Origin of the sequence: Sphaerobacter sp., assembly GCF_019683595.1 — a bacterium.
Lineage (GTDB): Bacteria > Chloroflexota > Chloroflexia > Thermomicrobiales > Thermomicrobiaceae > Sphaerobacter.
Genome location: NZ_JADGHZ010000078.1, coordinates 1 through 15,188, shown reverse-complemented (window position 1 = coordinate 15,188; position 15,188 = coordinate 1). Strand labels below are relative to the sequence as shown.

Here is a 15,188-nt window from a genome sequence, read left to right as displayed (position 1 = left end):
GGGGGGGGGCGGCTCGGGGGGGTGTGGGGGGGGGGCGGGGCGCCGGCGGGGGGGGGCCCCCCGCGACATGGTTGCCGGCTGGGACGATGGGACGGCGGAGTTCCGAGGTGGAGCGGACGAAGGACGAACACTTCAGCGCCCTGTTTGTGGCGGTCGCCGCGTTGTTCGTCACGTCGCTGATCACGGCCAACATCGTGGCGGTGAAGCTGGTCGATATCGGCGGGCTGGTCGTGCCCGCCGGCACGGTTACGCTCTTCCCGCTGAGCTACATCTTCGGCGACGTGCTGACCGAGGTGTACGGGTTCCGCCGCGCGCGGCTCGTCATCTGGCTGGGATTCGTGTGCAACCTGCTCGCCGTCGGGTCGATCGTCGTCACCCAGGTCCTGCCGCCCGCGAGCATCTGGGACGGTCAGGCGGCTTACGAGCGCATCCTCGGTTTCACCCCGCGGCTCCTGGCCGGCTCTTTTGCCGCCTACCTCGTGGGTGAGTTCCTCAACGCGGTGGTGCTGGCCAAGCTGAAGATCGTGACGCGGGGGCGCTGGCTCTGGATGCGGACCATCAGCTCCACGCTGGTCGGCGAGGGGGCGGACTCACTGGTCTTCATCACGATCGCCTTCGCGGGGACCATCCCGGGGGGTGAACTCCTGCCGCTGATGGTCACCGCCTGGCTCGTCAAATCTGCCTACGAGGTCGTGGCGACGCCCCTGACGTACCTCGTGGTCAACACACTCAAGCGGCTCGAAGGGGTGGACACCTACGATTACGGCACCGATTTTTCACCGCTGCGGCTCCGTTGACCACAAAGGCGTGCCGAACACGTGAAAGTACATGGAAAGTCCATGGTATGATACGCGCGGCACTCCATTTGTGGCTTGAGGCCAAGCCGTGAGCGGATGGGTGGTGGATAGGGCGATAGGGGTAGGGCGAGCGATGGACCTTGGGAGCGTGATCTCAAAGCGGATCGCGTTCGTGTTCCCCGGGCAGGGGAGCCAGTACGTCGGCATGGGCAAGGCTCTCTACGAGAAGTCAGCCGCTGCCCGGAAGATCTTCCAACAGGCCGACGAGATCCTCGGGTTCCCGTTGTCCACACTCTGCTTTCACGGGCCGGCGGAGGAGCTGGGTGACACGATCAATGCCCAGCCGGCGATCCTGACCGTCAGCCTCGCCTACCTGGAAGCCCTGCGCGAGCGGTGGCGCTCGCACAATCTGTCCATCGTGCCGTCCTTCGTCGCCGGGCACAGCCTCGGGGAGTTCACCGCGCTGGTTGCCGCCGGCGTCCTCGACTTCGCCGATGCGCTCCATCTGGTGCGGGAGCGCGGCCGGCTGATGAAGGAGTGTGGAGACCTCCAGCCGGGTGGGATGGCCGCCGTCCTCGGCCTGGATCGAGAAGCCCTCGAAGCGATCTGCGAGGAAGCTTCCGAGGTCGGGACTGTCGTGCTGGCCAACGACAACTGCCCCGGGCAGTCGGTCATCTCCGGCGAGAATGCGGCCCTGGAGCGGGCGATGGAGCTTGCCCGCCAGCGGGGCGCCCGGAAGGTCGTGCGGCTCGATATCTCCATTGCGTCCCACTCGCCGCTGATGGAGCGGGCGGCGCAGCAGTTGGCGGAGCTGGTCAACAAGATCCCGCTGCGTGAGCCCCAGGTGCCGGTCGTGGCGAACATCTCCGGGCGCTTCATGACCACCGTCGACGAGATCCGGAAGGAGATCGCCGCGCACGTCGTCCGCCCGGTCCAGTGGACCCACTCGGTGCGTGAGATGGCCAACGACGGCACGGCCGCCTTCCTGGAGATCGGGCCGGGTCAGGTGCTGGGCGGGTTGATCCGGCGCATTCGGAGCGATGTTGAGGTAATGAGCCCGAAGGATTTCGGGATCGCGGGGTAAAGTACGGGGAATCGGAGGAAATCAGGGTGCATCGTGTCGTCGTCACCGGGCTGGGGGCGGTCACGCCGATCGGGATCGGCTATCCGCAGTTCTGGCGCAACCTCCTGGACGGTGTCTCGGGAATCGACCGCATCACCGCCTTCGATCCAAGCGATCTCGAGGTCCAGATTGCAGCCGAGGTCAAAGGCTTCGACCCCAGGGATCACATGGACTTCAAGGCCGCGCGCCGGATGGACCGCTACGCACAGTTCGCGGTCGCGGCCGCGCGGGAGGCCATCGAAGATGCCGGCCTGACCATTGACCGGAGCAACAGCGAGCGCATCGGCGTGATGCTCAACACCGGCGGTGGCGGGATCCAGACGCTCACGCGCGAGGTGCTCGTTCACCACACCCGCGGGCCGAACCGGGTCAGCCCCTTCTTCATCCCGATGTTTGCCCCGAACATGGGGGCCTGCCAGGTCTCCATCACGTTCGGCATCACCGGGCCGGTCATGGCCTCGGTGGCGGCGTGCGCCGCGGGCACCCAGGCCTTCGTCGACGCACTGCGCATGCTGCAGCTCGGCGAGGTGGACGTGATGATCGCCGGGGGCACCGAGGCGGGCATGGACCCCGTGGCGGTGGCGGCGTTCGGGAACATGGGCGCGCTCTCGAAGCGAAACGACGAGCCGAAGCGCGCCAGCCGGCCCTTCGACAAGGACCGCGACGGCTTCGTCTTCGGCGAAGGTGCCGCGGTCATGGTGCTGGAGACCGAGGAGCACGCCCGGCGCCGTGACGCGCGCATTTACTGCGAGCTTGCCGGCGGCTCGGTCACCGCTGACGCCTTCCACATCAGCGCTCCGCTGCCGGACGGCCTCGGCGCCGCGCGCGCCATGCGCCAGGCGATCGCCAACGCCGGCCTCACTCCCGAGGATGTCGACTACATCTGCGCGCACGGGACGAGCACGCCGCTCAACGACGTGTCGGAGACAAAGGCGATCAAGTCGGTTTTCGGCGAGGCGGCGTACCGCGTGGCGATCAGCTCGCCCAAGAGCATGATCGGGCACCTGGTGGGTGCCGCGGGGGCGGTGTCCGGCGTTGTCTGCGCGCTGGCGATCCGAGATAACCTGATCCCGCCGACCATCAACCTCGATGAGCCGGACCCGGAGTGCGACCTCGACTACGTGCCGCACACGCTGCGCAAGGCCGAGGTCAACGTCGCCATGGCCAACGCCTTCGGCTTCGGCGGCCAGAACGCCGTCGCCGTGTTCCGCCGGTACGAGGGATAGCGGGACCAGCAGTCAGTCTACGACCCCCTCTCCCGACCCGTCCCAACCGGGACCGGGTGCTGGGAGAGGGGTTCTTGTGTTCTTGCCGCAAGATCCTTCGATGGAGCCGAGCCCGGACCTGATCAGGATGCCATCGACCGACGTCTGACGCACACGTCGCCCGGGGATGGGACGAGACTCAGTCCGCCGTGAGCGGCTCGGAGCTGGGCTGGCGGCGCAGCAGGATGTACAGCGCCACTGCGGACACGGCCAGCACGACCAGCGACACCACTTGCGCTTCTTGCAGCCCCCAGAACCAGATCCGCTCCTGGCGCACGAAGCTGATGACGAAGCGGGTGACGGCGTAGAGCGCGGCGAAGACCGCGAACGTCGTCCCGGCCGGGAGGCGCCGGCGGTTCAGCCACACCACCACCCCGAAGATCGCGAGGTTCATCGCCATGTCGTAGATCGGGTACGGGTGCGTGGGCACGCCGTGGAGGCTGCTGGGAAGCAGGGCGTCGGGGTGGGTGTAGGTGACCGAAAATGGGCCGTCGGTTGGCCCGCCCCAGGCGTCCCCGTTGATCAGGCAGCCGATCCGGCCCACAGCCTGCGCCAGGATCAGCCCCGGCGCGATCGCGTCGATGACCTGTCCGAAGGGATAGCCGAAGATGCCTGTCAGCAGCAGCACCGAGAAGAACCCACCGATGACCGCGCCGTAGACGGCCAGGCCGCCCTCCTGGATGGCGAACGCCTCCAGCGGGTGGTCGAGGAAGTACCCGGCGTGGTCGATGACGTAGAAGAGGCGCGCGCCGAGGATGCCGCCGATGATGGTCCAGAACGCCAGGCTGTCGTACTTCGCCAGCGAAAGCCCGCGACGAGCGAATTCACGGTAGATCACAACGACGGCGAGGACGATGGCGAAGGCCGTCAGCAGCCCGTGCCATGCCAGCACGAACGGCCCGATGCGGGCGATATTAGGGTCCATCCCGATCGTAAAGTGGAACACCGCCTGTCCTCCGCGCTTCACCGAATCCCGCGCCTAGTGTGCCATAGGCCGGGCGGGTGTGGGTGATACGTCATGCGTCATACGTCATGCGTCATGCGTCCCCCTCACTCCCGGCCCCTCTCACACGAGGGGAGAGGGGAGACCTACACACTACGCAGTACGGTTGACGTATGACGGATGACGCATGACGCATGACGCATCACGCATCAATAGAACAGCGTGACCCGCTCAAGCAGGATCCAGGGCGCCTGGGGGGCGTCGCCGTTCGGGGAGGTGTTGGCGATGACCAGCCGGTTCTCGCCGTCGCGCAGGACGGAGCGGTCCTGGATGACCCAGTAGGCGTCGCCGGACTCGCCGTTGGGCAGCGGGTTGTCACCCTCCCAGACGAGCTGCCCGTTGAGGGTGATCCTGATCGGCGCCTTGCGTTGGGCCAGATCGTCGGTGCCGGTGATCTGGAGGACGAGGACGGGACGATTGGACTCTCGCGTCTCAAACGTCGCCGTCCCGGTGTGATAGTCGCTCTGTCCCCCGAACAGGAACGCCGCTTTGTCCGGGATGTTGCCCTGCCGGTTGGACCCCTCGCCCGGCACCAGTGCGCCCTTGAAGTCCTCACCTCTGAGTTCGACATTCCGCGCGCCGACGGTGAGCGGTCGGGCCAGCGCCTCCGGGGCCGGGCTGCCGATCGGCGTGCCGGGGTCCTGCGTCGGCTCCGGAGTCGGCTCCGGCGTGGGTGTCGGCTCCGGTGTCGGCGTTGGAGTCGGCTCAGGTGTTGGCGTCGGTGTTGGCTCCGGTGTCGGTGTCGCCGTCGGCGTCGGCTCGACCGTCGGGGTCGGCTCAACGGTCGGCGTCGGCTCCGGGGTCGCGGTGGTCACCGCCGGCAACTCCGCTGTCGGGGTCGTCGCGGTGTCTCCGTTGCCGTCGCCCATGGCGAGCAGGGCGATCCCGCCGATCCCGAGCAGGATCAGAATCCCGGCCAGGAGCACCAGCGGCCAGGTCGGCGTTGGGTCCGGGACCGCAGCGGCCGTGCGGCGGCGGGGTGGGGGCGGCGACCCCGGCGGCTGCGCCGCGCGGGCGGTCCGGCCGGTGTGCTGCATGGCGCGCGTCGCACCGGCACCCGACACCGGCGCGGTAGCGGCGGCGAGGATCCGGGTCGCTTCGTCCGCGCTCGGCGTGCGTTCGAGTGCGGCTTCCATCTCCGCCGCCGACTGGAAGCGGTCGCGCGGATCCTTGGCGAGCGCGCGGAGCACAACCAGCTCCAGCCCCGGTGGGATATCGGGGTTCAGCGTGCTCGGGCGCGGCGGCGGATCGTTCACGTGCTGAAACATGACCTGGACCGGGTTGTCGCCCGGGAACGGCAGCCGCCCAGTAAGCATCTCGAACAGGATGACGCCTGCGGCGTAGATGTCGGCGGCGGGCGTGAGCTGCTGGCCGCTGGCCTGTTCCGGCGCCATGTAGGCAGCGGTGCCCAGCGCCATACCGGTATCGGTCAGCCCCGTGTCGAGCGCACCGCGCGCGATGCCGAAGTCGGTCAGCTTGGCCGTTCCCGACTGGGCGATGAGCACGTTCTGGGACTTCACGTCCCGGTGGATGATCCCCGCCCGGTGGATGGCGCCGAGTCCCTGCAGGATCTCGCGGATCAGTCGCGTGGCCTCCGGCACCGGGAGCGGCGCGCGCCGCCGGATGTAGTCCTTGAGGTCGGTGCCGTCGACCCACTCCATGACGATGTAGAGTGTGTTGCCGTCGCGTCCGTAGTCGTAGACATCCACGACGTTGGGGTGCGTCACGGACGCCGCTGCACGCGCCTCGCGCTCGAAGCGAGCAGCGACCCGCACGTCGCTGGCGTACTGCTCACGCAGCACCTTGACGGCAACTTGCCGCCCAAGCGACGTATCGGTGGCCAGAAATGTCTCGGCGAAACTCCCTTCGCCGATACGTGCGGTGAGCCGGTAGCGTCCGGCCAGAGTGTGTGGCAGCGTCAGGGACACGCCGTCTCCTTCTCGGTCTGGTCCGACCCGATGCCGGATCCCTCCCGACCGAAGATTGTACGAGTTTTCATCGTGTGGGGTCGAACGGGGCGGCTGGGTGACGCCGCTACGGGCGCACCGGCTTGGCGATGACGATGAGGCGGTGGTCGTCGATGCCGTAGGGCCAGCAGGTCACGAGGGTCAATCGCTCCTCCGGCATCGGCGCGAAGTATTGCCCGGTCGCGATCCGGGTGGCGATGGGCATCCCCGCTTCCTTGCGGTAGACGATCTCAGTGACGGCGTAGGTGTGCTCGCCCTCGGGCGTCACCAGGGTGATCTGATCGCCGAGCGTCACGTGCTCCAGATCGCGGAACACCTCGCCGCGCCAGTCGTCGTGTCCGGCGATGACGATGTTCCCGCCCTCGCCGGGGTCGGCGGACGTGCTGTGGTGCCCGGCGGCGTAATCGGCCACCTGCCATTGGATGACCTGCACGCCTTCGATCTCGACCAGGTCGTACCCGACCTCCACAATCGGTGCATCCAGCCCAATCGCAGGGATCTTGATTTGCGTCGCGTGCGGGCGGTCGGGCACCGGCGTCGGGGTCGGTACCGCCGTCGGCGACGGTTCAGGCGTGGCGGGGGGCGGGGTGGTCGTCGCGGCGCTCGTCTCTTGGGACGGCGTCGCGGTGGCGCTCGGAGCGGCCTGGACGACCGGCGGAGAGAGCGGGGCGTCCGGCGTGGCGACGAGGTCGGGTGGCGGCGTCACGCTCGAGGTCGTGCCACCGGGACGTCCACCGGCGGCTGCCAGCGTGGCCGCCGCGCCTAACAATAGGAACCCCAGCACGATGAGCACGGTGCCGAGCGTGCTGACCCGACGCCGTGGCCCGCGTGGCTGTCCTGCTCCGAGCTGTTGGTCGTCCATCACCGATCGCTCCCGTCATCGGGTGCGGGGCCGCTGTAGGCATAACGGATCTGTGCGCCGATCGGATGGTGGCCCTGATGGCACCCAAGGTGCATGGTGCTCGCCCCATCGGGACGGGACGTGCGTGGAGAGGGGGTGATTGGTGAGCGACCAGGAAGACCGGCTGCTCAACGAGGTGGCTGCCGACGAAGAGCAGATCGTTTCCACGCTGGTGGATGAGCTGCGCGATTCGTTCCTCGGCTACCTGCACGGCTCGATCGGGTTCGACGAGTTGACCTTCGAGGTCTTCGACACCCTGCAAGCCGTCCATGCCGTTCGCTCCGGGCACTACACCGTCGAGTACCTGGACGACGAGGACACCGTGGTCGAGGCGATGGAGGAGTTGACCCAGGAGCCCCTCCGCGAGGAGGAGCGGCAGCCGCGGCGTCGCAAGAAACGGCGCTAGCGCGGGCCAACTCCGGCTCAGCCCTGGCAAGCAACATGCGGAGCGGGGAGCATGATCTAAACATAATATTGGGTGGTGGTAGGGGCAGAAAGGGGTAGCTGCGATGCTGGCGGTTTCGCGTAACTGGTGGGCGGTGGCTGTACGCGGCGTGGTCGCCATCCTCTTCGGCCTGGCGGCACTTGTGTGGCCGGACTTGACGCTGTCCTTCCTCATCGCGCTCTTCGGCGTCTACGCGCTGCTCGACGGGATCTTCGGCATCGTCGCGGCCTTTCGCGCTGCCCGGCGGGATCTCCGGTGGGGGCCGCTCGCGTTCGAGGGGGTGCTCGGGGTTCTGGCCGGCATTGTCGCATTCGTCTGGCCAGGACTGACCGCCCTGGCGTTGCTCTACCTGATCGCGGCCTGGGCGATCGTGACCGGCCTCGCCGAGGTGATCGGCGCGGTGCAGCTCCGCGACGTCGGCGGCGGAACCCTCTGGCTCGGGCTGGCTGGCGTCATCTCGATCATCTTCGGCGTGCTGCTATTCCTGTTCCCCAGCTCCGGGGCGCTCGCGGTGCTGTGGGTGATCGGTGTCTACGCGATCGTCTTCGGCATCCTGTTGCTGGTGCTCGCCTGGCAGCTCCGCAGCCTCGCGGCGCAGGGACCTGCCATGTGACGCCGATCACGGGATGTGGACCAGGCTCGCCGAGCCCGATTCGAGTGCCTACCTCCCGCGGATCTTGACATAGCCCAGACGCGGTCATAGATTAATTCCGAGTTGTTTACTCGGAATTATCGGGCTAGCGCACCGAGTGTGCGGTGGCTCCCGGGAGGAGCACGGGATGGGCGGGGCGTTGCTGGTCACCCTCCGCGAAGGGTTCGAGGGCGCACTGATTGTCAGCATCGTGTTGGCCTACCTCCGGCAAATTGGGCGTCGAGACGCCTTCCGGCAGGTTTGGTTCGGCGTCGTCGCGGCGCTGGGGGTGTCGACCATCGTTGGCGCTGCGGCTTACCACCTCCTCGGAGGGTTGGAGGGTGACCTCGAGCACATCGTCTTCGCCGGAGTAAGCCTTGTCGCCGTCGCCATCCTGACCTGGATGATCTTCTGGATGCGGAGTCAGTCACGGACAATCGGCCGCCGGCTGCGCCAACAGGTCGAGCGGGCGTTGGAGTCGGAATCCCGCTTGGGTGTGGCATCGGTCGCATTCTTCGCTGTCCTGCGGGAGAGCCTGGAGACCGTTCTGTTCATGCTGGCGCTGCTGCTGGGAGCTAACCGGCTGGAGTGGGCAATCGGAGGTGCGCTCGGGGTGGTTGGGGCAGTGCTGCTCGGCTACCTCGCCTACCAGGGTGGGTCCCGGATCAACCTCCGCCTCTTCTTCACCATCACCGGCGCTCTGCTCCTCGTCATCGCGGCCGGGCTGATCGCCAAGTCCGTCGCCTGGCTGCAGGAATCCGGGGTGGTTCCCATCTTCTTTGGCCATGTCTGGGATCTTCGTGAGCAGCCGGTCGTTGGGCATGGGATGGTGTCGGATCTGCTGCATGGCCTGTTCGGCTGGAACCCGTGGCCCTCGGCGCTGGAGGTTGTCGTCTGGCTCCTCTACGTCGCCATCGTCGGTTGGCTGCTCTTCGGTGCACGACCTCGGTCTGGTACCTCGCAGTCAGAGCCCGTGGGGCAGCGTGCCTGAGCGAACTTGTCTTCCGCTTCCGCGTCAGGGGTGAGGCATGTCCCGACACAGCCCGCTGGATGCCGTACCTAGCCTACCCATACCCGAGGCGTACGAGGGGGTGCGGGGGTGGATGCAGGACTCGGTGGCGCCCACCGCCAGGGTGACTGAGACCGGTGAGAAGCGGGCGCTCCATGCCGTCCTTTCGCGCCATGAGCGCCGGCATAGCACAGGCTTCATGCAGGTATCGCTGGGGCTCCTCCATCGCTCTTGGAACGCCGGCCGGGATGGCGACCCGCATCAGCGTACGGTAACGCGAACGATGTGGGACACGTTTCCCTCTCCCTGCACGAACCAGACTTCGCCGGGGCCGACCCAGAGCGGGTAGGCTGCGGGCGTGTCTTCGGGGCTGAGGTATCGCAGGCTGCGGCCGTCGTGGGTGGCCAGCGCGACGCGGCCGCGCAACCCGAAGCTGAGCCAGTGGCTGTCCGGTGCCCAGGACAGGCCGTCACCGGGGTTGCCACGGGCCACCTCGACCTGCTGGGTCAGGTCGTCCGCGGGGAGCACACGCACGGTGTCGTACGCGCCCCGGGCTGGATCGCGTCGGGTGTAGTGTCGCAACCGTAAGGCGACGTGGCTCCCGTCGGGGCTCAACGCCATCTCGCGCAGGACGATCCCGCGCTCGCCGCCGCCCGCGCGGAGCGTGACCAGCGACTCGGTGCTGACGCCGCCGTCCTGGGCGACGACCGCGCGGCGGAGCGTGACCTGTTGGGGAAATCCGTCCCGCATCGCCTCCGGCACGGCATAGAGCAGCGTGTCGGGGCCGGCCCAGAGCGCGAGGGTGGGCAGGTTGCCGAGCGCCCCGGCATGGCTGGGCCAGCGGTCGACGATGCGGGCATTGTCCCAGGTTGCGACCCACAGGCGCGTCTCCCCGGCACGGACATCGACGGTGAAGAACGACATCGCCCGGCCACCCGGCGCCACGAGCGGGCGGGCATACCGCTCGCTGGTGCGTCCGTAGATTCCGGCCGGATCGAATCCGCGGTAGTTGAGGGACCCGAACCCGACACCGGCGTTTCCAGTGTAGAAGGTGAGCCGGCCGGGCGGCGGCAGGCGCTCCTCCTCGCTGGGCACGGCGACGCCGATCAGGAGGTCGCTACCGTTGCGGACCCAGGCGAAGTCGGCGGCTCCGAAGCGGGCGCGACTCTCCTCACGTTCCCGGTCCCAGATGACGGGAGCCGTCGACGTCTTGTCCGCGACCACGACGACCCTGCCGTCTGGGCTGACGGTACTGCGGGCATCGAGTGTATATTCGGCCGGCATGCCTGTGACGCGCTCGGGCGGGCTCACCTCGCCGCGCAGTGGCTCGCTTGCTGGCGTCTCAGCCGGAGCAGGCAGCGCGTCGGGAGGGAGCCAGGCGATCGGCCAGCCGGCTGCGTCCCACGGCAGCCCGACCACGGGGCGCCGGGTACCGTCCGGCCCCAGCACGCTGATCGTCCACCATGCGGGGCTAGGACCGCCCGGCCGGAACTGCTCGATCTCGCCTTGCGGGAACGCGTCGGTCGCATTGACCAGCAGTATCGCCTCGCTGCCATCACGCCAGTAGGCGGCGTCATAATAGGATCCGGTGGCGAGGGGTGTCGGCGTCCCCCCGGTCGCCGGGACCTGCCACAGGGTTGCGTTGAACGTCTCGGGGCCGTCGAGGTTCGTCGACTGGAAGATGAGCGTCTGGCCGTCGGGAGTGAACGTAATCGGCCGCAGCATAACGCCGCTCCGCCCCTCGACGATCGTCGTCACCCTGCCGTCACGGTCCAACGCGACCAGATCGATCCGCGCGGGCATCTCAGATTGCCCGGGGACGGGGTCCGCCGGCTTGGGCTCGATCCCGGGACCGGCGACGATGCCGAGATAGACCCGGCTGCCGTCGGGAACCCAGACGCCGGCCGACGCGGCCACACGCGTGATGCTTGCGATCGGCGGACCGAGACCGTCCGGACCGAGCGGACGCACGTCGAGCGCGGTTCCCCGCGAGTCCGATTCGTAGCTGCCGGAAATCGCGATGAGCGTCCCGTCCGGCGATGGGACGGCCCATCCGACCGACCCGCGGAGCAGGACGCGCCGGGCTCCGCTCGCGACGTCGATCGCGACGAGGGCCGTCTCGCGCCTCCATCGGGCTTGGTTTTCCTGGTCTGAAATGGTTGGGTCCCACTGCGGCTGCTGCACGACGAGGAGCGTCTCCTCGTCGAGCCAGGCAGTTGGGTACGTGGGGCGGGCGTCCTCCTCCCATGACCAGGAGTGCAAGAGCCGGCCATCAAGGTCGTACACCTCGAGCGCTTCATTGCCGGGTGTCACGTCCCATGGGGACCAGTACGCGACGCGCCGGTAGGCGGGCGAGACCAGAGCCAGTCCCCGCCCGCCGAATGGATCGGGCACCAACAGCCGGGTCGTGCCGCTTGCCAGGTCGAGCGCCGCGATGCCGTCCGAGCGCTCGAAGAGGAGCCAGCCGGTCGCGTCTGCCGGCTGCGCCGCGGGACGCAGGGGGACGGGCACGTGCGGGGCAGCGAGGAACCGGTTGGCGATCAGTCCCGCGACGAGCAGGAGGACGACCAGGAGTGCCCCGCCGGAGGCCAGCAGCGCTGTCGGAGTGGCGAGGGCACGCGCCGGGCCGCCCCGCCGTGTCGCTTCGGGCGGCAGCGTCGCCCCGACGGCATCGAGCAGGGCGCGCAGATCCGCGTCCGCCGCCTCGGCCGCTTCGAGCGCGGCGCGGCAACGGTCGCAGCCGCGGGCGTGCTGGTAAAGGGCCACCCGCTCGCCGAGGTCGAGCGCGGCGTCACGGTACCGACCGATGCTCGGCAGTGAGTCGAGGCACGCGCTCAGGATCGAGGGTCGCAGCGCGCCGCGGGCGTGGGCCAGGTCGAGTCCGACCTGCTCCGGTGTACGGCCGAACAGGCGGCTTAGCACTGCGGTATCGAGGTCGAGCGCCACATGCAGCGCCAGCGCGAGGGCGGCATGGCCCGGCAGCCCCGTCGCCGGCGCCAGCGGCACCGCGCGCTCGGGTGCCGTGCCCCGCCGGAGGCGCTGTCGCCACTGCGCCAAGGTGTAGCGCAGCGTCGCGGCGGGCACCACGGCGTCCAGCGCCTCGGCTGGATCGGACGCGGGCCGGGCCAGTCTGGCGAGCCGATCCGCCGTGTCGCCGAGGAAGACGAGGCGCAGGCCGGCGCGCAGGCGCGCAGCGTCGACGTGCGGTGCCGCCGTATGAGCGGCGGTCGCGCGGGTGGCCCCGCGATCGCTCCCCATCGGTGGCAATCCGCCCTCCTCGGCGCCGGCCCTGATCGCGATCCCTGCTGCGTCCTATCGTAGTACACCGGATCGCCGTTGCGGGCTTCCCGCCGCTCGCGCGGAGCCGGGTGATCCTGTCCGCTTGGACAGGTGCGCACGGCCCCGCAGGACAGTAGCGGTGCTCACGCAGCGCTGCTAAGATGGCATGGTGTCCCGGAGACGCCGGTTTCCGGGTTGGGTGTCAGTCGGAAGGAGCGAACAATGGTGCGGTGCAGCGACCTCACTTTCGCCACCAGCGTTCGGCCTTCGATCCGGCTGCCCCTGAGGCACGTCACGTGACGCGCCACCGACTCTGCTTCTGGCAGCCCGGATCGAGAAACTCGATCCGGGTTTTTGTTTGCCCGGAAGGCGGGAAGGAGGCCGACGCAATGGTGAAGGCGCCGCTGCTCGATATGAGCTAACGGCGAGAAGCGCGGGACGACCCGCGATGGATGCGGAGGCACCGGCGGGGTCGCCGGTGCTCGGAAAGGGCGAGGCTTCACCATGGATCAGATGCTGTACGTCAACGAGAGGCTGGCCGCCGAGCGTCAGCAGCGCTGGCTGCGCGAGGCGGAGCACCGGCGGATGATGCGCCAGATGATGCAGGCGCGCCGCGCCGGCGGAATGCGCCGGGCGGTCGGCGAGGCCGTCATGCGGCTGGGTGCCTGGGTCGCCGGGCAGTCGCTGGCCGACATCATCGCTCCGGAGGGCCGCCTCTCCTCGGCAGGATAGGTGACCAACCATGACGCTGTTGATGGCGCGTTGGAGGTCCCGGGCTACGAGCCAACTCGTGGCCCGGGGCGTTTTTTTCGGGCCTCGGCGTGACTGGCTGGCACGATCGCCCTGGACTCCGGCGCGGGCCTCTGCTATGATGGTGACGCCAATGTACGTACATGGCTGACGGGGGGACAATCTACCATGCCGCCGATCGTCGCCTTTTTCAACCAGAAGGGTGGGACCGCCAAGACCACCAGCACGCTCAATGTCGGCGCGGCGTTGGCCGAGCGCGGGCGGCGGGTGCTGGCAATCGACCTCGACCCGCAGGCGAGCCTGACGATGGCGCTCGGCGTGGACGTCGGCGCGCTTGACCTCTCGATCTATGATCTCCTCTCCGACGAGGAGTTGCCGGTGGCGGAGGCGATCCTGGCCAGCCGGATCGCGGGCCTGGATCTCATCCCGAGCCACCCCGACCTCGCCGCCGCGGAACTCGAGCTGCTCAACGTCCTGGAGCGGGAGCGGCGGCTTTCGGATAAGCTCGGCGCGGCCCAGCCGCTGCCCTACGACTACGTGCTGATCGACAGCCCGCCCGCGCTGAACATCCTGAGCATCAACATCCTGGTCGCGGCGGACTTCCTGGTGATCCCGATCGAGCCGCATCCCCTCTCGCTCATGGTGCTGCGGCGCCTGTTCGACACGATCGGACGCATTCGGCGGCTGAACCCCAAGCTGGAAGTCATCGGCTTCCTCCCGACGAAGGTCCATCATTCGTCGCGGCTCGCGGCCGACATGATCGACACGCTGAGGGAGCAGTTCCCCGAACTGCCGCTGCTGCCGGTCATCCCGCTCTCCGTCAAGGGGGCCGAGTCGATCGCGGAGCACACCTCGATCCTCCAGTACATGCCGCGGTCGCCGCTCTCGGCCGCATACCGGGAGGTCGCGAGCATCTTGGAGGCGCGCGTAGGGAGCCCGGCCCATGTCTGAGCCAGCCCGCAGCGTGGTCGAACGGCCCGCGGCGCGCCGCCGCCGCTTCACCGTCGACGCGCTGTTCCAGGACACCTCGCCCCGTGCGGTGGGCGTGAGCGACCTCGTCACCGCCAAGGAGATCCGGCTCGACCGGATCGAGCCGGACCCGAACCAGCCGCGCCGCACCTTCGACCAGGAGCGGCTGGAGGAGCTGGCGGCGTCGATCGCCCAAGAGGGCGTGCTCCAGCCGATCGCGGTCCGCTACGACGAGGAGCGGGACCGCTACGTGATCCTCCACGGCGAGCGCCGCTGGCGCGCGGCACAGATCGCCGGCCTCACCGCCATCCCGGCGGTCGTGCGCGACGTGCCGGAAGAGCGGCGCCTGATCCAGCAGCTTATGGAGAACGTGGTCCGTGAGGATCTGAATGCCGTGGACCGGGCCGCGGCGCTCCGTGCGCTCAAAGCCCAGATGGGCGACGCGTCCTGGGAGCGGGTGGCCGAAGCGGTCGGCATCAAGCGGAGCCGCCTCTTCCAGTTGCTGGGGACCGAAAAGCTGCCCGACGCGGTGCAGGAAGACATCCGCGCTGGTCGGCTCTCGGAAAAACAGAGCCGCGTGCTCCAGGGCCTGGCGCCGGCGGCACAGGCCGCGCTGGCGCGCCTCATCGTCGACGAGGGCCTGGGCCAGAACGAGGCCCAGCGGCTCGCCCGGGCGATCCGCGACGACCCCGAGTTCGCGGCCATGGAGCCGCCGGCGCTGCTCGAACGCCTACGGGCGATGCGGGAGGTTGTGGAGCGTCGCCCGGCGCGCGATGCGGGACCGTCCAGCGTGGCGGCCGCGCTCGCGCGGGCACTCGGTGAAGCCGTGCCCGCCCCGGACGACACCGACTTCGTTCAGTCAGCGGTAGCGCGTGCCGGTGCACCCGCGCCCGACAAGGACCTGCTCGACGCGCAACTGCGCGCCCTGGCCTTGTCCCTGGCGCAACTCGCGCAGGCGCCCCTCCCGGCCCGCGAGCGGCGTGCCCTGGCTCCGCGCCTGCGTGCCCTCCGCGAGTTGATCGGGGCCGCGCTCGACCCCAAGAAGGGGT

At 68.9% G+C, this 15,188-nt stretch carries 13 protein-coding genes; 9 read left to right on the top strand and 4 right to left on the bottom strand.

Annotated elements, in window-relative coordinates; translation table 11 throughout:
- Nucleotides 1–107 precede the first annotated feature (107 nt).
- The 3 genes from IRZ30_RS09835 (at nt 108) to fabF (ending at nt 3,146) form a co-directional block, all read left to right on the top strand.
- Nucleotides 108–797 carry a queuosine precursor transporter gene (locus IRZ30_RS09835; RefSeq protein ID WP_294084820.1) on the top strand — a complete coding sequence of 230 codons (690 nt, stop codon included), beginning with the start codon at nt 108–110 and terminating at the stop codon, nt 795–797.
- A 148-nt stretch (nt 798–945) separates the two neighbouring features.
- Nucleotides 946–1,881, top strand: coding sequence for an ACP S-malonyltransferase (fabD, locus tag IRZ30_RS09830; protein ID WP_294084818.1), 936 nt, complete (start codon nt 946–948; stop codon nt 1,879–1,881).
- A gap of 26 nt (nt 1,882–1,907) precedes the next feature.
- Nucleotides 1,908–3,146, top strand: a complete 1,239-nt coding sequence (fabF, locus tag IRZ30_RS09825) for a beta-ketoacyl-ACP synthase II (protein WP_294084816.1) — start codon at nt 1,908–1,910, stop codon at nt 3,144–3,146.
- 178 nt (nt 3,147–3,324) lie between these two features.
- On the opposite strand, the gene lgt is transcribed toward fabF, so the two are convergent.
- From lgt to IRZ30_RS09810, 3 genes are all read right to left on the bottom strand, one after another.
- Complete coding sequence (lgt, locus tag IRZ30_RS09820) at nt 3,325–4,131, bottom strand: prolipoprotein diacylglyceryl transferase (protein WP_294084815.1); 807 nt, start codon at nt 4,129–4,131, stop codon at nt 3,325–3,327.
- A gap of 206 nt (nt 4,132–4,337) precedes the next feature.
- Nucleotides 4,338–6,116 carry a protein kinase gene (locus IRZ30_RS09815; RefSeq protein ID WP_294084813.1) on the bottom strand — a complete coding sequence of 593 codons (1,779 nt, stop codon included), beginning with the start codon at nt 6,114–6,116 and terminating at the stop codon, nt 4,338–4,340.
- Between the two features lie 106 nt (nt 6,117–6,222).
- Entirely contained in the window at nt 6,223–7,017 is a 795-nt protein-coding gene (locus IRZ30_RS09810) for a sortase (protein WP_294084811.1), read from the bottom strand.
- A gap of 142 nt (nt 7,018–7,159) precedes the next feature.
- Here IRZ30_RS09810 and IRZ30_RS09805 point away from each other — a divergent pair, with 142 nt between their 5' ends.
- The 3 genes from IRZ30_RS09805 to IRZ30_RS09795 all read left to right on the top strand — a co-directional run bounded on the left by IRZ30_RS09805 (nt 7,160) and on the right by IRZ30_RS09795 (nt 9,123).
- On the top strand, nt 7,160–7,462 hold the full coding sequence (locus IRZ30_RS09805) for a hypothetical protein (RefSeq protein ID WP_294084810.1): 303 nt from the start codon (nt 7,160–7,162) through the stop codon (nt 7,460–7,462).
- Nucleotides 7,463–7,565: 103 nt separating this feature from the next.
- Nucleotides 7,566–8,114, top strand: a complete 549-nt coding sequence (locus IRZ30_RS09800) for an HdeD family acid-resistance protein (RefSeq protein ID WP_294084809.1) — start codon at nt 7,566–7,568, stop codon at nt 8,112–8,114.
- Nucleotides 8,115–8,280: 166 nt separating this feature from the next.
- Nucleotides 8,281–9,123 (top strand): FTR1 family protein, encoded by an 843-nt coding sequence (locus tag IRZ30_RS09795; RefSeq protein ID WP_294084808.1) that lies wholly within the window; start codon nt 8,281–8,283, stop codon nt 9,121–9,123.
- Between the two features lie 279 nt (nt 9,124–9,402).
- Here IRZ30_RS09795 and IRZ30_RS09790 read toward each other — a convergent pair whose 3' ends face one another.
- Nucleotides 9,403–12,399 carry a hypothetical protein gene (locus IRZ30_RS09790; protein ID WP_294084807.1) on the bottom strand — a complete coding sequence of 999 codons (2,997 nt, stop codon included), beginning with the start codon at nt 12,397–12,399 and terminating at the stop codon, nt 9,403–9,405.
- Nucleotides 12,400–12,924: 525 nt separating this feature from the next.
- On the opposite strand from IRZ30_RS09790, the gene IRZ30_RS09785 reads away from it, so the two are divergent.
- From IRZ30_RS09785 to IRZ30_RS09775, 3 genes are all read left to right on the top strand, one after another.
- Nucleotides 12,925–13,152 (top strand): hypothetical protein, encoded by a 228-nt coding sequence (locus tag IRZ30_RS09785; RefSeq protein WP_294084806.1) that lies wholly within the window; start codon nt 12,925–12,927, stop codon nt 13,150–13,152.
- A 186-nt stretch (nt 13,153–13,338) separates the two neighbouring features.
- A complete protein-coding gene (locus tag IRZ30_RS09780; RefSeq protein ID WP_294084805.1) occupies nt 13,339–14,121 on the top strand; it encodes an AAA family ATPase in 783 nt (260 codons plus the stop codon).
- The coding region (locus IRZ30_RS09775) for a ParB/RepB/Spo0J family partition protein (protein ID WP_294084804.1) at nt 14,114–15,188 on the top strand (1,075 nt) is incomplete at its 3' end. The genes IRZ30_RS09780 and IRZ30_RS09775, both read left to right, overlap by 8 nt.